Raw genomic sequence first — 17,807 nt, 5'->3', positions numbered from 1 at the left:
GCACGGGGGCGTCAGGACGCCGGAACGGGCGGTGGCGCGGAGCGCGCCGCCGCCCGTTCGCCGTGCGCGGGCCTCAGCCGTTCGGGCCGGACGGGAGGTGGACGGCGCGCTCGTTCGGGACGCAGTGCGTCATCTTGAGACCGTCCACGTCGCGGGGACCGTTCCTGCCGAGGTCGCCGAGCCGCCGCCGGTCCTCGTCGGTGAGGTCCTGGCCGTGCAGCGGCTCCAGATGCGCGACGTCCTCCGGCGCGATGCCGAGGCCCTTGCCGACGCGCAGCCCCAGGTCGTCCTCGACCAGCAGGAAGTGCCACACCATCCGCTCCTGGACGGGCCGCACGCACTGCGACAGCTGGTCGACGAGGTTGGTCACCAGGTCGTCGCGCTCCCAGTCCTCCATCAGCAGGTAGCGCTGCCCGGCCTGCGCGTAGTCGTTGGCGCGCGGGATCCGCTTGCGGGTCAGCCGGCCGTGGATCTCCGGGCCCTGCTCGTCGTGCGTCGGGTACTGCGCCTCCCGGAGCCCGCCGGTGATGGACGGCTCGTAGTTGACGTGCGGGTTCTCGCCCCAGCCGTCGACGTAGAAGGTCATCTGCCCGTCGCGCTGGTTGGTGTGGACCCGCGCCTCCTTCGCCCGGTTGACGGGCAGCTGCAGGTAGTTCGGCCCGACGCGGTGCCGCTGGGTGTCGCTGTAGGAGAACGTCCGGCCGACGAGCATCTTGTCGTCGGAGAAGTCGAGGCCGTCGACCAGCACGCCCGTGCCGAACGCGATCTGCTCGTTCTCCGCGAAGTTGTTCGCGACGTTCCGGTCGAGGACGATCCGGCCGACGGGCTTCGGCGGGAAATCGTTCTCCGGCCACACCTTCGTGTCGTCGAGCGGATCGAAGTCCAGTTCGGGGTGGTCGTCGTCGCTCATCAGCTGGACGAGCAGCTCCCACTCGGGGTACTCGCCGCGGTCGATGGCGTCGTGCAGGTCCCGGGTGGCGTGGCCGAGGTCGTTCGCCTGCACGGCCGCGGCGTCGGCGGCGGTCATGCTGCGGACGCCCTGCTTCGGCATCCAGTGGTACTTGACCAGGACGGTGTCCCCGGCGTCGTTCACCCACTTGTAGGTGTTGACGCCGAAGCCCTGCTGGTGCCGGTAGTCGGCGGGGATGCCGCGCGGGCTGAACAGGTTGACGAGCATGTGCATCGCCTCGGGCGTCTGCGACATGAAGTCGAAGATCCGGTTCGGCTCCTGCCGGAACGTCACGGGGTCGGGCTTGAGGGCGTGGATGACGTCGGGGAACTTGATGGCGTCCCGGATGAAGAAGACCGCGAGGTTGTTGCCGACGAGGTCCCAGTTGCCGTCCTCGGTGTAGAACTTGATCGCGAACCCGCGGGGGTCGCGGGCGGTCTCGGCGGAGTCCCGGCCGCCGATGACGGTGGAGAACCGCAGCGCGACCGGGGTCCGCTTGCCCCGCTCCTGGAACAGCCTCGCGCGCGTGTAGCGGGAGATCGGCTCGTCGCCCCAGGAGCCGTTCGCCTCGAAGTAGCCGAAGGCGGTGGCGCCGCGCGCGTGCACGACCCGTTCGGGGACGCGTTCCCGGTCGAAGTGGCTGATCTTCTCGAGGAACTGGTAGTTCTCCAGGGTGGCGGGGCCGCGCGCCCCGACGGTCCGCTGGTTCTGGTTGTCGTAGACCGGATGGCCCTGCCGGTTCGTCAGTATCGGGCGCTCGTCCCCCGGCTCGGAACCCATGCTCGCAACGTCGGTCACGCCGGCTCTCCCCCTCGTTCTGCTCGTGGCCGGTCGGCGGGATGGCACTACCCGCAGGCCGCGCCCCGGAAGGTCCGGCGCCGGTAAAGCCCTCATGACCGGGGGATCCGGCCGTGCGCGGGGTCAGGCGTTCCGCACGGACAGCGCGAGGGCGGGGCACATCTCGGCGGCCTGGACGGCGTCGCGCAGCAGCCGCGCGGGGACGGCGGCGCCGGCGATGACGGGGTAGCCGAACTCGTCGAGCCGGACGAGGTCGGGCAGCAGGTGGCGGCACAGGCCGTGCCCGGCGCAGCGGGACCAGTCGATCGCGAGCCGGTGCGGGGACGTCTCGGCCTCCTCGGGCTCCTCGCCGCGGACGGGCAGGAAGCGGCGGGTCGGCCGGCCGCAGCCGCCCCGGTCGAGGTGCGCGGCGACGTCGTCGTCGAAGGCGCGGAGCGCGGACAGCAGGAAGCGGGTCGTCCCGTCGGGGTGCTTGCAGGCGCCGCGCCCGCGGACGGTCGCGCTGCCCCGGCGGACGGCGGCGACGGCCTCGTCCCCGGCGGTCCCGGCGGCGAGCGCGGCGACGGACCGGGCGATCGCGGGCAGGCCGAGCCGGCAGGGGCCGCACTGCCCGGCGGACTCGGCGCCCATGTACCCGGCGACGCGGGCGATCTCGCCGAGCGGGCAGGTGTCGCGGGGCAGCGGGATGACGATCCCGGCGCCGAGCGCGCCGCCGGCCGCCGCCATCGACTCCCGCGACACCCTGACCTGCGCGGCCTGCGCGGGGGTGAGGCAGGCGCCGTGGTAGCCGCCGACGATGACGCCCTGCCCGGCGTCGGTGCCGCAGTGCCGGAGCACGTCGGCGAGCGGCACGCCGGCGGGGGTCTCGACGACCATGTGCCCGCCGTCGGGGAGGGTGACGGTGAGCAGGACGGTCCCGGGCTCGCGGGGGGTGCCCGCGGCGCGGTACCCCTCGGCGCCGAGTTCGGCGAGCACGGCGAGCTGCGCGAACGTCTCGGCGTTGGACAGCAGGGTGGGGAGCCGGTCGACGCCGCTGTCGGCGGCGCGGACCTTCTGCCCGGGCGGGATGGGCGTCTCGCCGTTGACGCCGCGGACGAGCGCGCCGCCCTCCCCGGTGACGAACCGCTCGGGGAGCTGGACGACGCGGGCCCGGTCGCGCAGCCGGGTCTCGGCGATGGCGAGCCGCAGCGACCGGGCGGCGAGGCCGTCGTCGGTGACGCCGATGACGAGCTCCCGCGCGCCGAGCGCCTTGACGGCGAGGACCGCGCCGTTCAGCACGAGGTGCGGCACGTGCGCGAGGAGGGCCTTGTCCTTGGAGCTGGCGGGCTCGCCCTCGGTGGCGTTGACGAGGACGACGCTGTCGCGGCCGGTGCGCTGCGCCGACCGGTGCACGGCGGCGAGCTTGCGCGCGAACGGGAACGCGGCGCCGCCGCGCCCGCGCAGGTCGGCGCTCTCGGCGAGCGCCGCGAGCTCGCGGAACGGCAGCCCGCGCGGCACGGGGTGGACGAGCCGGTGCGCCGCCGCGTCCAGCCGGGACGTCCGGTCGAGGCCGGCGAGCAGGCGCGGCGGCCCCATGGTGGTGAGGCGGAATCCGCTGCTCACGGGCGGCTCCTCGACCAGCGTTTCGCCTCGTCCTTGAGGTCCGCCCAGAACTGCTCGTCGGGGACGCGGGCTTCGGCGGCGGGGGCGGGCCGCCGGGCCGGCGGGCGCGCCGCCGCGGCGGGACGGGCCGGCCGCGGCCCCCTCGTGCGGCGGTGCCGGGACGCGACCGCCAGCCGCACCACCACCAGCAGGACGACCGCCGCCGCGCACAGCAGGTAGCTGTAGACCACCCAGCTCTTGGCGGTGCGTCCGGCCTGGAGGCCGTGGACGAGCGCGACCGGCCAGCACACGTACACGGCGAGGTGCAGCAGCCGCCACGTCCAGGCGCGTCCGGCGCCGATGAACCGGCCGCGGGCGACGCCGGTGAGCGCAGCGAGGATCATCAGGTCGCCGGCGACGGGCCCGAGGCTCACCATCAGCCCGTGGCCCTGGAACCCGGCGGCGGGGAGCGCGGCGTCGAGCGCGGACGCGTGCTTCTCCAGCACCTTCAGGACGATGTGGACGGCGAGGAAGCTGAGCGAGAGCGTGGCGGCGGCGCGGTGCCCGGACTGGGCGAGGATCCGCAGCCGGATCGGCGTGGACCGGCTCGCCGCGAGCAGCCCGAACACGACCGCGCCGGTCAGCCCGACCAGCGTGAACACGCCGGAGAAGAACTCCAGGAACGCGTGCGCGGCGGTGAGGAGGTGCGCGGCCCGCCCGGTCCGCCCGGCGGCCGCGGCGGCGGCGAGCGCCGCCGCCATCAGCGTGATCTTGAGGGCCCGCCGGCCCGCCGGGACCCGGACGGGCGGGGACGAGGCCGTGTTCACGCGCGCCTCCTCGTCATGACGACGCCACCGTCGTCGGGGACGTCGCGGGCGACGAGGTAAGGGTCGGCGACGGTGCGGGGGTGGGGACCACACCGTCGCCGAGGTTGAGCAGCGGGTCGCCCTGCTCGACGCGGACGCCGGACCGCGTCGCCGCGACCGCCCGGCCGGACGCGGCGACCTGCAGCGTCCAGCCGCCGATCCGTAACCCGTCGAGCGCGGCGGGCCGCCCGCCGGACAGCACTCCGAACACCACGGACGCGGGACCGGGCGCCTGCCCGGTCGAGCACGGCAGGCCGCGCCCGGTCGTCCCGAGGTAGGTGCCCGTCCGGACAGCGCCGCCGTCCTCCACCGCGGTCAGGGCCGTCAGCCGGGAGAACGTCGACGCGAGCCCGTTGGGGTGGATCAGCAGCAGCATCGCGTGTTCGGACGTCCGGCCGCACAGCCGGTAGAGGCGGCCGGGCCCGGGTGCCAGGACCCGGCCGTCCCCTCCCGCGAACGCGATCGCCCTGGGGTCGCCGGCGGGCCGCATCGTCCACGACTTGCCGGGACCCCAGGGCAGCTCCAGCCCGGTGGCCGCCCCGCTCGCGGCGGCCTTCCCGTAGCGGGCGAGGAGCACGCGCTCGCCGTCCGGCACGACGTCGGACGGGGCGTGCTTCGCGAACGCCGCGAAGGTCGGCGCGCCGGTCACCGACACCTGCCAGCCCGTCTTGAGATGCCGGGCGATGAACAGGGACGCGTCGGGCGGCGCGTCCACCCCGTCCGGCGGCGCGATCACCGACGAGCCGAACGCCCAGCCCTTCGCGGCGTCCGACCGGGACAGCAGCACGGTCGGCGCCTGCGGCGCGCGCCCGCCGAACTCGCGGCGCGCGATCGTCGAGCGCTGCCGGAGCACCGCGGCGCGGATGGTCCGGACCAGCGGGGTGGTCTTCGCGGTCGTCTCCGCGGGTCGGGAGCCCCGCGACGCGTGCGCCGGGCGGGTCCGCTGGGACGCGGGCTCGGGCGCCGCCGCCGGGCGGCCCCGCGGCGCCTGCGTCGCCTGGGCCACCACGGCGCACAGCACCAGCAGGACGGCGCCCGCGCCGGCGCCGCCGAGCCGCACGATGCGGTTCGCCAGCGGCAGGACGGATCCGCCGCCGGACCGCGGTGGGGACATCACCCCGCCAGAGTCGCGGCTCGCCCGATAAGGCGGCGCTTCGGACGGGTTAAGAGTCGGCTAAGGCGCGTGATGTCCCGTCGCGCGGCGGGACGCCGAAACGGACCATCACCCGCGCGCCCCCGGCCGGTGACTCGCCGAGTTGGAGGCTGCCGTGGCTCGTCTCCGCCGTCCGCCGCACGATGTCCAGCCCGAGCCCCGTCGACGACGCGGTGCTGACCCCGCGCCGCAGCAGGTGGCGGCCGCCGAAACCGGGGCCCGCGTCGTCCACCGTCAGGTACACCGCGCCGCTGCGCGCCTCCAGCGCCACGCCCATCGCGCCGCCCTCCGGTGTGTGCGCGAAGACGTTCCCGAGCAGCGCGTCCAGGCACGCCGACAGGTCCTCCGCGCGCACACGGACCAGCAGCGGTCCCGACGGGATGCGCATGTCCATCCGCCGGTCCTGCTCGTCGGCCAGCACCGACCAGAACCGCACCCGCTCCGCCACGACCGCCGTCGCGTCGGTGCACGGGGCCTCCGTCCGCACCGGCCGCCGCGTCGCGTTGATCAGTTCGGTGACGGTCCGCTCCAGCACGTCGACCTGCTCGCCGATCCGGCCCGCCTCCGCCGGGTCGCGCAGCGTCTCCGCCTCCAGCCGCAGCACCGTCAGCGGCGTGCGGAGCCGGTGCGACAGGTCCGCGGCCTGCTCCCGCTCCCGCGACAGCAGCGCGTCGATCTGCCCCGCCAGCTCGTTCAGGCCCACCGTCACGTCGCGGATCTCCGGCGGCCCGCCCGGTTCGATCCGCGCCTCCAGGTCCCCGGTGGAGATGCCCTTCGCCAGCGCCGCCAGCTTCGTGATCCGCCGCACCAGCGACCGCGCCAGCCGGTCCGCCACCAGCACGCTCACCGCCAGCAGGCCCGCCGCGAGCCCCGCCAGGATCGCCCACGCCCGGCCGACGCCCGCGAACATCTGCCGGTCCGTGACGAACGCGCGGATCACCGCCGTCCCGCCCCGGCCGCCGAGCACCGCCACGAGGATCTCCCGCCCGCCCGGCGTGTCCACGGTCAGGCTCCGGCCCCGCTCCGCCAGCCGCACCCCCGCGTCCCGGTCGGCGGGCGCGCCGCTGAACCGCCCGTCCGGCCACAGCACCGTCATCGGGTAGCCGCTCGACGCCGTCTGCTGCAGCGCCACCTCGACCGTCCCCCGGTCGCCCGCCGCCACCACCGGCGCCAGCGCCTGCGCCCGCACGTTCGCCGCCGCCAGCGTCCGCGTCCGCGCCACGTCCCGCACCAGCAGCGAGAGCGGGACGAGGAACGCCACCAGCACCAGCACCACCGTCGACGCCACCAGCAGCGTGATGTGCCGCCTCACGACGGGTCGACGATCTTGATGCCGGAGCCGCGCACCGACCGGAGGTACCGCGGCCGCGACGCCGACTCGCCCAGCTTGCGCCGCAGCCACGCCACGTGCACGTCGATCGTCTTGTTCGCCCCGCCGAGCGGCACGTGCCACACCTCGGTGAGCAGCTCCCGCTTCGACACCACCTGCCCCGGCCGCGACGCGAGGTAGAGCAGCAGGTCGAACTCCTTCGGCGACAGCCCCAGCGGCCGCCCGTCCAGCGACGCCTCCCGCGCCGCCGCGTTCATCCGCAGCCCGCCCACCCGCACCTCCCGGGCCGCGCCTCCGGGATCCTCCGCCCGCCGCAGCACCGCCCGGACCCGCGCGTCCAGCTGCCCGGCCCCGAACGGCTTCACCAGGTAGTCGTCCGCGCCCGCGTTCAGGATCCGCTCGATCTCCCGCTCGTCGTCGCGGGCCGTCGCCACGATCACCGGGACGGAGCTGACCGCGCGCAGCATCCGCAGCACCTCCGCGCCGTCCAGGTCGGGCAGCCCGAGATCGAGGATCACCAGGTCCGGCCGGGCGCTCACCGCCCGCCGGATGCCGTCCATGCCCGTGGGCGCCGACGCGACCGCGTGCCCGCGCTCGCCCAGCGCGCGGACGAGCCTGCTGCGCACGTCGGCGTCGTCTTCCACCAGCAACAGTTGCGCCACGGCGCCACGCTAGACCGGGAACGCACCCGATGAACGTCCTATAGACGCCTTAAGGGCTGCTTAACCGAACCTTAGCCATGAATATGGAACAGTTTCGCGCATGTCCAAGCACAGCGCGCTCGCCGCCATGGTGTGGTCGGCGGCCGCAGTGCTCGGGGTGGGAGCCGGCATGGCCGCGATCTCCGCCGTCGGCACCGGCATCACCGAACGCGGCGTCAAGCCGATGACGCCCGGCGAGGTGAACGCCGCGCTCGCCGTCCCGGCCACGCCGCCGGGCCCGCCGCCGTCCGCGTCCGCACCGGCCTCGCCGCCGCCGCGCGACCCGCCCCGTCCCGCCCCGACCGTCACCGTCACCCGCCAGGTCACCGCCGCCATCACCAACCTGGCCTCCGAGGCCGGCGACATCGTGGCCCGCTGCGACCGCGGCACCGCCTTCCTCGTCTCCTGGACGCCCGCGCAGAACTTCAGCGTCGGCGCCAGCAACCGCACGCCGCCGGGGGCCGTCTTCGTCCGGTTCCAGTCGTCCGCCCGGTTCGTCACGATGACCGTCACCTGCCGCGCGGACCGCCCGTCCGCCGCCGTCAGCGTGGACCGCCGCGACGGGGAGCCCCGCTTCCCGTACCCCCACCGCCATTTCCCCGGCAGGGGCTAGCGAGGCCCCCGACTCGCTAGCCCCTGCGCCCCCTCCCCGGTGACGCGGATCACTCCGCGCGGCATGTCACGTTCCCGGCGCGAGGCCCCGTCTAGGTGGTCGATCGCAACGAGAACGGCCCAGGAGGACGACATGACCGCGCAGATCCTGCTCACCGGCGGCACCGGCACCCTCGGCGGGCACGTCCTGCCCCTGCTGCGGGACGCCGGGCGCGACGTCCGGGTGCTGAGCCGCCGCCCGCACGCGAGCACCGCCGGCGTCGAGTACGTGACCGGCGACCTGCTCAAGGACGAGGGCGTCGAGGCGGCGGTGGACGGCGTCGGGACCGTCCTGCACCTCGCGGGCGGTGCGAAGGGCGACGACGAGGCGACCCGGAACCTCGTCCGGGCCGCCGCGCGCGCGGGCGTGCGGCACTTCGTGCTGATCTCGGTGATCGGCGCGGACCGCGTCCCGATCGGCTACCTGCGCACGCAGTTGCGCGCCGAGGAGGCCCTGACCGGGTCGGGCGTGCCGTGGACGATCCTGCGCGCCGCCCAGTTCCACGACCTGGTGTTCACCATGGCGCGGAAGATGGCGAAGCTGCCGGTCGTCCCGAAGCCGGGCGGCCTGCGCTTCCAGCCGGTCGACTCGCGCGAGGTGGCCGCCCGCCTGGTGGAGCTGGCGCTCGGCGACCCCGCCGGACGCGTGCCCGACCTGGCCGGCCCGAAGGTGTACCGGATCGACGAGCTCGTCCGCGGCTACCTGGACGCGGCGGGGAAGCGCCGGCCGATGCTGCCCGTCCGCGTGCCCGGCAAGGCCGGCCGCGCCTACCGCGACGCCGCGAACCTCTCGCTGGACAACGCCGACAAGGGCGCCCTGACGTGGGAGGACTTCCTCGCCGCCCACGTCGGCTAGGCCGCCGGATCCCGGCGAAGGAGGACGAGCACGGACACCCCCGCGGCCAGGACGATCGTGGCGAGCTGGCACGCGATCCCGGTGCCGAGGCGGGCCGTCCCGCCGGCGTCGAACAGGTGCGTCCAGTCCTGCCAGTAATGCACCGGCAGGACGACCTGGACGGCGTGCAGCACGGACGACCCGTTCAGGATGCTCGCCACGACCACGAACCCGACGGCCGCGCCGAGCGCCTCGGCGCCGCGCGGCAGCAGCAGCCCCAGCGCGAACGCGATCCCGGCGATGCTGAGCATGCACAGCAGCGTGTAGCCGGACGCGGCGAGCACCCGCCCGATCGCGTCGCCCGTGGACAGGTCGGGCGCGCCGATGACGCGGAACGGGTGCCAGCCGAACAGCACCAGCCCGGCGCCGACGCCCCCGGCCAGCACGAACAGGGTCGCGGCGGCGGTCACGACCGCGACGGCGCCGAGCTTGCCCGCCAGCAGCCGCCCCCGGCCGACCGGCGCGACGTACAGGTACCGCAGCGTTCCCCAATCCCGGTCGGACGACCCGATCGCGCTCGCCAGCAGCGCCACGACGACCGGCAGCAGCAGTGGGCCGATGAACTCCAGGCTCGCCATCGCGTGGTTGAGCGCGGAGAACGACGACGCGCCGTACAGCCCGCCCTGGGCGCCGTTGCGGTGCCCGGCGCGCGACGCGGTCGCCAGGCCCGCGATGACCGGCACTGCGGCCAGGCACGCCAGCGCCACCAGCGTGCGGATCCGCAGCAGCTGGGTCCTCAGTTCAACGCGCAGCACGCTCGCCCTCCCCTTCGGTCATGGTCAGGAACGCCTCCTCCAGCGACCGGTCCGCCCGGTTCACCGACATGACGCCCACACCCGCCGCGACCAGTGCCTCCACGAGCCGGGCCGGCGGCGTCCCCGGCGCGGTCACGACCAGGTGCCCGTCCCGCACGGCGACCGACTCGACGCTCCGCGCCTCCCGCAGCACGGCCGCCGCCCGCCCGGTGTCGTCCACCTCGACGCGGTAGGCGTCCTCGCCGCCGAGCAGCTCGTCCAGCGGGCCCGACGCGACGAGCCGCCCCCGGTTCATCACCACGGCGTGCGTCGCGAGCTGCTGCACCTCCGCCAGCTGATGGCTCGACACCAGCACCGCCGCCCCGCCCCGCGCCAGCTCCCCGAGCCGCTCGCGCAGCGCCCGCACCTCCGCCGGGTCCAGGCCGTTCGCCGGCTCGTCGAGGATCAGCACGTCCGGCGCGCGCATCAGCGCCTGCGCCAGCATCAGCCGCTGCTTCATCCCCATGGAGTAGCCCTTGACCTTCCGGTCCACGGCCGCGCCCAGGCCCGCGAGGTCGAGGGCGCCGTCCAGTGCGGGCGGCGGCCAGTCCCGTCCCGTCGCCGCCCACAGCAGCCTGAGGTTCGCCATGCCGGACAGGTGCGGGACGAACGCCGGGCCGTCGATGAGCACCCCCACCCGCCGCAGCACCGGGGCCCCGAGCCGGACCGGCTCGCCGAGGATCCTCGCTTCGCCCTCGTCCGGGCGGGACAGCCCGACCAGCATCCGGATGGCCGAGGTCTTCCCCGCCCCGTTCGGCCCGAGCAGCGCGCAGACCTGCCCGGCCCCGACCGTGAAGCCGAGCCCGTGCACCGCCTGCCGCCGCCCGTACCGCTTCGACAGCCCGCTCGCACCGATCACCGCTGCCATTGCCTTCCCTTCGTCATGAGCAGCACCCCGGCGACGGCCGTGGTGGCCGCGCCGGCCCCGAACGTGAGGGCGGCGGCGTCCGCCACCGACGTCACCGTCCCCGGCCAGAGCGCGTCGCGGAACGCCACCGCGAGCTGCACCGCGACGCACCCCGCCACGACCGACGCCTCGCCGGCGCGCCGCGTCCACGGCCGCTCCGGACGCGCGACGAACCCGGCGACCGCGTTGGCGATCAGGCAGAACGCCAGGTGGGACGTGAACTCGACGGCGAGCGCCCAGGCGATGAGCCACGGGTCCGTCCAGTGCTCGCCGACGACCATCGCGCCGACGATCCCCGCCGCGGCGAGGGCGCTGGCCAGCACGAACACGCCCATCGCGTGCCTGCGCACCCAGTCCGCGGCGGCCGGCGCGGCCCATCGCCGCACCACCGGCGTCCGGCTCGCGACCAGCAGGACGTCCCCGAGCCAGTCGTGCCGCCACCGCACCCGCGGGCCCCGGCACCGCGCCAGCATCACCGCCACGGCCGCCGCGCACACCGAGGTCACGGCCAGCCCGCCGGCCAGGACCCACGTCCACGCGCCCCACGACCGCCGCACCGCCGCGACGGCGGCCCACTCGAACGCCAGCGTGATCCCGACGAGCGCGGTCATCGCCCCCGCCGCCCGGACCGTCTGGCGCTCCCGGTCGGGGCCGCCCGGCGCCCGCCACGCGAGCAGCCGCAGCGCGATCACCGCGGCGAGCATCGGCACCGCGAACTGGGCCAGCGACACGGCCGCGTCGTAGGGGTCGTCCTGCCAGGGGCTCTGCGCCCGGACCCCCTTGTCCTGGGTGGCGAACACCGTCAGCGCCTCGAAGAGGCAGGCCAGGGCAAGGCCCGCCAGTACGGCCCGCAGCCGCTCCGTCCGTTCCATGGCCGCCATAGTACGCGCCTCGTACTACGTGGCAAGTAGCATCGCGTCTCGTACTACACTGGGGGCGTGCACAGCAACGACGCCCAGATGCTCGTCTTGACCGTCCTCGCCGAGGGACCCCTGCACGGTTACGCCATCAACACCGCGATCGAGGAGCTCACCGGCCGCAAGCTCGGCCCCGGCAGCCTCTACGGCGCGCTGTCCCGCCTCGAGGCCCGCGAGCTGATCCGCCCGTCGGACGACGCGTCCGACGCCCGCCACCGCACCATGCGCATCACCGACGCCGGCCGCGCGGCCCTCCGCGTCGAGCTGGAGCAGATGGCCCGCGTCTCCCAGGCCGGCCTCCGCGCCCTGGGCCCGGCATGAGGGCGTCCGCGCTCTACCCGCCGCCCGTCCGCGAACGCTGGGGCGCCGAGATCGACTGCGCGCTCCGCGACGCCGGCCCGCGCGCCTGGCCCGACACCCTCGCCGGCGCCGCCCGCCTCTGGCTGCACCCCACCGACTGGCCCGAGTCCCGCACCGGCCAGACCCGCCGCACCGTCGCCGTCGCCCTCTTCGCGGTCCTCGCCCTGTCGACGCTGCTGCTGCGCGCCGTGGAGCCGTCGAGAACCCTGACCGCCGACCCGGGCCACCCCGCGACCAGCCTCTGGCTCGCCCCGGTCCTCCTCGGCGCCGCCCTCGCCGCCCCGCTCCCGCCCCTCTGGCGCCGGACGGTCCTCCGCGACCTGGCCGTCCAGGCCGTCCGCACGATGACGGCCCCTGCCCTGGCCGTCCTCGCCATGCTCCTCATCGCCAAGACCGGCGCCCTGGAGCACCCGCCCGCACCCATCGACGCCGCCCTGTTCGCCTACTACTGGGCCACCCTCGCCTTCACCGCCTACCGCCTCTGCACCCTCATCGCCCGCGCCGCCCGCACCGCGGCACTGCCCTCCACCCGCCGCCTGACCGTCGCCCTGGCCCTCACCGGCACCGGCCTCGCCGCCGCCGCGGCCCAGAGCGCCGCGACCGCCGTCCCCGCGACCCTCGCCCTGGCCGCCCTCTCCCTCCCCACCCTCCTCACCGCCCACGACCTCGCCACATCCACCGGAACGCCCCTCAGCCGCCCCTAGCAGCGGCCGGCTTCCGACTCCGGGAAATCCTCGCCTCCCCGGTTACCCGCGAGACACACTCAGGTTCCACCGGAGCGCACCGTTCTCCTCACCGCGTCCGATTGAGAGAGCCGGCGACGCTGGAGGGGAACGATGACGCAGACCTCGAACCATTCCGGCCGGCAGTCCGGGGCCGGCGACGAGTCCTTCGAGACCTACGCCTGGCGCGTCCACCAGGCCCTGCACGACTGGACCGCCAAAGTCGACGCGAAGGCCTCCGTCGTCCTCACCCTGGAGACGGCGATCCTCGGCATGATCGTCGTCTTCGCGCAGTCCGGAAAGCGGCTGCGGCACCTCTCCGACCTCGAGACCTGGGCCTTCGGCATCGGCGTCGGCCTGCTGGTCTGCGCCATCGTGCTGGCCGGAGCCGCTGTCTTCCCCCAGCTCAACCGCCTGGAGGCCCGGAGGAACTGGCGGCGCAACTACGTCTACTTCGGCCACCTGCGCCGCTGGGACCCGGCCGAGCTCGTCACCGCCCTCGAACACGGCGTCGGCCGGCGCAACCGCCTCGTCCTCAGCACCCAGCTGATCGCCCTCTCCAGGATCGTCTGGCGCAAGCACTCGTTCCTGCAGTACTCCATGATCACCGTGATCCTCGGCAACATCGGCGTCTGGCTCCCCCTCCTGCTCTCCTGAAGGGGAGCCGCCCCGCCCCCCGCCGCTACTGGGTCTCGGTGATGCGGACGGCGGCCGGGCCGGAGATGCGGACGGAGACGTTGTGCGGTGCGGCCTGCGCCCACTGGTCGAGCCCGTCGACGGAGCACTTCATCACGTCGGGCGGGGTGGGGGAGCCGTCGGGGCAGGTGTCGCCGGCGACGTACAGGACGGTGTCGTTCGCGACGAAGAAGGCGACGTCGCCGACGAGGAACTTGCCCGGGGCCAGGTAGCGCAGCCGTCCCCACTTGGTGACGGTCTGCTGGCCGCCCTGCGGCGCGGGCGGCGTGTGCCGGACGACCGGGGCGCCCTGCCCGCCCGAGCCCTGCGGGGTCGAGGCGCCACCCGGCGTGGACGGCGCGGGCGTCCCCGGCGACGAGCTCTCGCTCGGCGCTGCCGGGGAGCCGGCGGGCGAGGAGGGCGCCGCCGCCGCGGTCTTGCCGTCGCCGTTGCCGCCGCAGGCCGTCAGGCCGAGCGCCAGTGCCGCCGCCACTCCGGTGATCACGATCTTCCGCATGGGCCGCCGCTCCCTCTCTCGGTGCGCGGCCCTCGTGGTCGCGCTGTGCCGGGTGAGATGCGGACGCGGCCCGGCGGAGTTGGCGCGGCGGGACGTGATCAATCCGACCCGCCGTTCCCCGAACCCGCGGCCCGCCGCGGGCGTCAGGATGTCCCGAGAGCGCACAGAAGTTCGCGGCTCCCCGAGATTCCTTCGAGACCGGCGACCCGGCCCCGCGTCCAAATGCGATGTACTGCGCAACCGTCTAAGCCATACCTTCCCAGGGTCAAGTTCTGAGGCATGCCGTTTTGCGGGCGACGGCGGAAGGGCAGGCAAGCAGCCGGGAAAGGGAAGTGGGAGCGCCGGAAGGGGAACCGTGATGCCGTCCGTGGACGCCGATCTCCCGACGCCGCACTTCACCTTCGACGCCGACGCGCCGGGCGCGTGCGTCGCCGGGATCAGGCCCTACCGCTGCGGCTCCTACCGCCTGGAGGCCGAGGCGGTGTCCGGCAGGTTCGTCGTCCACAACTACGGCCACGGCGGCGCCGGCATCACGCTGAGCTGGGGATGCGCCGCCAAGGTGCAAGACCTCGTCCGTGCGCGCGTCGCCGCGTCGCACGAGACGGAGGCCGCGGTCCTCGGCTCGGGCGTCATGGGACTGACGGCTGCGACGCTCCTGCTCGACCTCGGCCTCACCGTCACGATCTATGCGGACCGCATGTTCGCCGACACCACGTCCCACAAGGCGGGCGGCCAATGGGCGCTCTCATTGGTCGAATACCACGGCAACGAGAGCGAGCTCAAAGACATCCTCGCCAAGGCGTACAACACCTTCAAAAGCAGCATCGGCCAGAACTTCGGCGTATACGAGCGACCGAACTACGCCTCGAAGGTCTCGCACAACCTGGAGGAGGTGCTGCGGATCGCGCCCGGCCTGATCCCGCGCCGCAAGGATCTGCCGCGCATGCCGTTCCACGGTCACCACAACGCGGGGCACCTGTATCAGACCCTGCTGGTCGAGCCGCCGACCTTCCTGAAACGGCTGGCGGACGACCTGAACACGCGCGGCGTCCGGTTCGTGCAGTGCAAGTTCGCCGACCAGGCGCACCTGTTCAGCACGGTGACGCAGAAGGTCATCGTCAACTGCACCGGCTACGGCGCGAAGAAGCTGTGGAACGACCCGGCCATGCACGCCATCCGCGGCGACCTCGCGATGCTGCCGCCCCAGCCGAGCCTGCAGTACCTCTACAGCCAGGGCGGCTACATGTTCCCCCGCACCGACCACGTGGTCATCGGGGGAACCTTCGAGTGCAGCGAGAACGAGCAACCGGACAAGGCGGAATGCAAGAAGCTCGTAAGGGCGATCGCCATGAACTTCGGCCTGGCACCGCCGATGGCGATCCCGGAGAACTACATCCAGCATCCGCGCATCAGCGAGTGGCTGAAGCAGCGCCGCCTGGCCCCCGCGGACACGCCCTGCACCCCACCCTGCACGCCCCCGCCCTGAACGGCCGAGCAGCACGCTCGCGGAAGCCCCCACCGAGCGCAGCCCAGTCGTCGTCAACACCGCCCCGAGGAACCAGGCCGGCCCGACCTAAGCGCCAACGGCTCATCACCGCGACCGCGACGAAGCAGAAACGCCCGCTCAACGTCGAGATCAACCTGCTCCGAGACTCGCCCCACCCGCCACCGCCCGAACCGCAAAACAACTCACAGCCACGATCGCCGATCTAACGACAACCACCCCGGCGCTGAACCAAGAAAACCACATTCACCGCGCAAGTCCCACGTCAACGAGGCAGCCTCACCCACTCATCAGTCCATCGGCAGACGCAATCAAAGATTGACTAATCAAGCAACCGAATTCGCCAGCCCCGGGGAAACTGGGCTCTCCAGTCTAGGACTGCAAAATTAACGAATCTGAACCCACGACCTCTTCGTCCCGAACTCCAAGTAATGCCCATTCGGGGGTCATGCAGGTAAAGGCGATCCGCGTTAAAATCCCAGGTAGACGGCCTGTGACGGTGTCAGCCATTCACGGACAAGGATGGCCTGTCCGCCACCGTCCACGGACAAATCACGGACGGATGATCATGGAGGATCGCGCCTTGGGATACGCAAAGAAGCGCAAGGGCAACAACGGAAAGTACCGCTACACGGCCTGCTACGTCGACATCAGAGGTCGACTGCGGTCAGCCGGGACATACTCCAACAAAAAGGAAGCCGACAAAGCATGGCAACGAGCGGAGGTCGAAGTCTCCAGAGGCCGCACGGGAGACCCCGGCCGAGGAAGACAACGCTTCAAGGACTACGTGGAGGAGACCTGGCTCCCGAACCACCAGGTCGAGGCCACGACCCGTGAGGGCTACACGTACGCGATCTACAGGAACATCATGCCGACGTTCGGCTCGATGCGGATGATCGACATCCTCCCTGAGCACGTCCGCGCGTGGATCACGGCCCTCAAGAACCAGGGCATGAAGCCGGTGACCATTCGCCACAACAAGATCATCCTCAGCGCCATCTTCACCACGGCGATGGACGACCAGGTCACCTTCATCCACCCCTGCCGCGGAGTACGCACGCCCCCAGTCGTCCGCAAGCCCCTCGAGATCATCACACCCGAGCAGTTCGACGACGTCTACCACGCACTCCCCGAGGGCGCCTTCCGGCTCCTCACCGAAACCGAGATCGAGAGCGGCCTCCGCTGGGGCGAGCTCAGCGAGCTGCGCGTGAAGGACCTCAACCTCAGGTCCCGCATTCTCACGGTCAGCCGCACCGTCGTCGAGCTGAACCCGAAGTTCCACCCGGAAGGCCGCCATTTCCTCGTCAAGGACTACCCGAAGGACAAGGAGTACCGCCGCTTCAAGCTCAGCACCCAGATCACCGAGAAACTGGAAGCCCACATCAGGTCAGCGGGCCTCACCCAAGACGACCTCCTCTTCCAGATGCCGCCCCAGGACAAGCCCCGAGCCCGCATCACGGAGATCCCGGACCCAGCCACCCTCGGCCGCACGGAACCGAACGAGAAGGGCCGCACCTACAACCACGGCACCCTCAGCGGGTACACCGCCGGCCGCTGCCGCTGCGACTACTGCCGAGGCTGCTTCACCCTCTACCGAGCCGCCCGCCGCGCGAACGGCAAGGACAACCCGCGCCCCCGACGCGTCCGCGAGACTGACGGCCACATCCCGAATGACTGGTTCCGCCGCAAGATCTGGTACCCCGCCCTGGCCGCCGCTGGCCTCAACTTCAGACCCACCATGCGAGACCTGCGCCACGCCCACGCCTCCTGGCTCCTCAACGGCGGCGCCGACCTCCAGGTAGTAAAGGAACGCCTAGGCCACGCCTCCATAGCCACAACCGAGCGCTACCTACACACCCTCCCCGACGCCGACGAAACAGCCCTAGAAGCCCTAGCCAAAACCCGCAGCCGCTCAACCACCCGATAGCCGTTACAAGCGCACCCCAGCAGGAGAGTCGGGTTGCGAACCCGGCTCTCCTTAGCTGGCCTGCGGTAGATGTTCAGAAGAAGCCCCATCGCGCCCCTTCACGCCCGGCCGTGTAAATATGCGGTAGCCATGTGCCCGCGCCCACCGCCGAGCCGCATCGGCAAGTCGAGCCGAACTGGAGTTCAGGAAGTCGGTGGCCGTTTCCTGGCACCCGTAGGCGTCCAGCATCAGTGCTAACCGTTCCTCTGACCCGGGCATCTTCACCTTGACCGCGGGGCCCACCACCAGCCTGCCTCTCGTAGGAACACCTCGGACGATTGCTAGGTTGTAGACGTGTGGCGATCGTTGCATCAGCGCCTCGTCCAAAGAACGTCCTCGCTCCTTGTCGTTCCATGTGATGCCTGAATCAGACATACATGTGAAGGTCTGTTCCAGGAGCTGTCCGGTCCCGCCGACCTCCTTTATCTCCGCCGGGGTCAGGGCATCGTGGTTGCGCGGGGTCTCGCCACCGCCCAAATCAGACGACTGGCGCCACCGAACACGCCCACCCGATTGAAGCC

Annotated in this window: 17 protein-coding genes; 7 read left to right on the top strand and 10 right to left on the bottom strand. The window is 73.0% G+C overall.

Annotated elements, in window-relative coordinates; all coding sequences use genetic code 11:
- Positions 1 to 73: 73 nt before the first annotated feature.
- From J4557_RS07320 to J4557_RS07295, 6 genes are all read right to left on the bottom strand, one after another.
- Positions 74 to 1,747, bottom strand: coding sequence for a catalase (locus J4557_RS07320; RefSeq protein ID WP_208265664.1), 1,674 nt, complete (start codon positions 1,745 to 1,747; stop codon positions 74 to 76).
- Between the two features lie 123 nt (positions 1,748 to 1,870).
- On the bottom strand, positions 1,871 to 3,349 hold the full coding sequence (locus tag J4557_RS07315) for an NADH-ubiquinone oxidoreductase-F iron-sulfur binding region domain-containing protein (protein WP_307799502.1): 1,479 nt from the start codon (positions 3,347 to 3,349) through the stop codon (positions 1,871 to 1,873).
- Complete coding sequence (locus J4557_RS07310; protein ID WP_208265663.1) at positions 3,346 to 4,155, bottom strand: hypothetical protein; 810 nt, start codon at positions 4,153 to 4,155, stop codon at positions 3,346 to 3,348. The genes J4557_RS07315 and J4557_RS07310 overlap by 4 nt, the downstream gene beginning before the upstream one ends.
- A 13-nt stretch (positions 4,156 to 4,168) precedes the next feature.
- On the bottom strand, positions 4,169 to 5,311 hold the full coding sequence (locus tag J4557_RS07305; RefSeq protein ID WP_208265662.1) for a hypothetical protein: 1,143 nt from the start codon (positions 5,309 to 5,311) through the stop codon (positions 4,169 to 4,171).
- Between the two features lie 46 nt (positions 5,312 to 5,357).
- Positions 5,358 to 6,659, bottom strand: coding sequence for a sensor histidine kinase (locus J4557_RS07300; RefSeq protein WP_208265661.1), 1,302 nt, complete (start codon positions 6,657 to 6,659; stop codon positions 5,358 to 5,360).
- Positions 6,656 to 7,339, bottom strand: coding sequence for a response regulator transcription factor (locus J4557_RS07295; RefSeq protein ID WP_208265660.1), 684 nt, complete (start codon positions 7,337 to 7,339; stop codon positions 6,656 to 6,658). The genes J4557_RS07300 and J4557_RS07295 overlap by 4 nt, the downstream gene beginning before the upstream one ends.
- Before the next feature lie 100 nt (positions 7,340 to 7,439).
- On the opposite strand from J4557_RS07295, the gene J4557_RS07290 reads away from it, so the two are divergent.
- Together J4557_RS07290 and J4557_RS07285 are read left to right on the top strand one after the other, a co-directional pair.
- Complete coding sequence (locus J4557_RS07290) at positions 7,440 to 7,991, top strand: hypothetical protein (RefSeq protein ID WP_208265659.1); 552 nt, start codon at positions 7,440 to 7,442, stop codon at positions 7,989 to 7,991.
- Between the two features lie 132 nt (positions 7,992 to 8,123).
- The gene (locus J4557_RS07285; protein WP_208265658.1) at positions 8,124 to 8,885 is read left to right on the top strand and encodes an SDR family oxidoreductase; all 762 of its coding nucleotides are present in this window, start codon (positions 8,124 to 8,126) and stop codon (positions 8,883 to 8,885) included.
- On the opposite strand, the gene J4557_RS07280 is transcribed toward J4557_RS07285, so the two are convergent.
- The 3 genes from J4557_RS07280 to J4557_RS07270 are packed head-to-tail and all read right to left on the bottom strand — an operon-like array spanning position 8,882 to position 11,497.
- The gene (locus J4557_RS07280; protein ID WP_208265657.1) at positions 8,882 to 9,679 is read right to left on the bottom strand and encodes an ABC transporter permease; all 798 of its coding nucleotides are present in this window, start codon (positions 9,677 to 9,679) and stop codon (positions 8,882 to 8,884) included. The genes J4557_RS07285 and J4557_RS07280 overlap by 4 nt on opposite strands.
- A complete protein-coding gene (locus J4557_RS07275; protein ID WP_208265656.1) occupies positions 9,666 to 10,586 on the bottom strand; it encodes an ABC transporter ATP-binding protein in 921 nt (306 codons plus the stop codon). The genes J4557_RS07280 and J4557_RS07275 overlap by 14 nt, the downstream gene beginning before the upstream one ends.
- A complete protein-coding gene (locus J4557_RS07270) occupies positions 10,574 to 11,497 on the bottom strand; it encodes a hypothetical protein (protein ID WP_208265655.1) in 924 nt (307 codons plus the stop codon). Before J4557_RS07270 ends, J4557_RS07275 begins: the two co-directional genes overlap by 13 nt.
- Before the next feature lie 66 nt (positions 11,498 to 11,563).
- Here J4557_RS07270 and J4557_RS07265 point away from each other — a divergent pair, with 66 nt between their 5' ends.
- The 3 genes from J4557_RS07265 (at position 11,564) to J4557_RS07255 (ending at position 13,281) form a co-directional block, all read left to right on the top strand.
- The gene (locus J4557_RS07265) at positions 11,564 to 11,863 is read left to right on the top strand and encodes a helix-turn-helix transcriptional regulator (protein ID WP_190855998.1); all 300 of its coding nucleotides are present in this window, start codon (positions 11,564 to 11,566) and stop codon (positions 11,861 to 11,863) included.
- Positions 11,860 to 12,606: a hypothetical protein gene (locus J4557_RS07260; RefSeq protein WP_208265654.1), complete on the top strand. Its 747-nt coding sequence runs from the start codon at positions 11,860 to 11,862 to the stop codon at positions 12,604 to 12,606. Before J4557_RS07265 ends, J4557_RS07260 begins: the two co-directional genes overlap by 4 nt.
- 132 nt (positions 12,607 to 12,738) lie before the next feature.
- Positions 12,739 to 13,281, top strand: coding sequence for a Pycsar system effector family protein (locus J4557_RS07255; RefSeq protein WP_208265653.1), 543 nt, complete (start codon positions 12,739 to 12,741; stop codon positions 13,279 to 13,281).
- Positions 13,282 to 13,306: 25 nt separating this feature from the next.
- Here J4557_RS07255 and J4557_RS07250 read toward each other — a convergent pair whose 3' ends face one another.
- The gene (locus J4557_RS07250) at positions 13,307 to 13,816 is read right to left on the bottom strand and encodes a hypothetical protein (protein ID WP_208265652.1); all 510 of its coding nucleotides are present in this window, start codon (positions 13,814 to 13,816) and stop codon (positions 13,307 to 13,309) included.
- Between the two features lie 358 nt (positions 13,817 to 14,174).
- Here J4557_RS07250 and J4557_RS07245 point away from each other — a divergent pair, with 358 nt between their 5' ends.
- Positions 14,175 to 15,302 (top strand): FAD-dependent oxidoreductase, encoded by a 1,128-nt coding sequence (locus J4557_RS07245; RefSeq protein ID WP_208265651.1) that lies wholly within the window; start codon positions 14,175 to 14,177, stop codon positions 15,300 to 15,302.
- A 580-nt stretch (positions 15,303 to 15,882) separates the two neighbouring features.
- Positions 15,883 to 17,247, top strand: a complete 1,365-nt coding sequence (locus tag J4557_RS07240) for a tyrosine-type recombinase/integrase (RefSeq protein ID WP_243775403.1) — start codon at positions 15,883 to 15,885, stop codon at positions 17,245 to 17,247.
- The last annotated feature ends 560 nt before the right edge of the window (positions 17,248 to 17,807 follow it).

Origin of the sequence: Actinomadura nitritigenes, from assembly GCF_017573545.1 — a bacterium.
GTDB lineage: Bacteria > Actinomycetota > Actinomycetes > Streptosporangiales > Streptosporangiaceae > Spirillospora > Spirillospora nitritigenes.
This window is presented reverse-complemented; position numbering and strand designations above follow the sequence as displayed.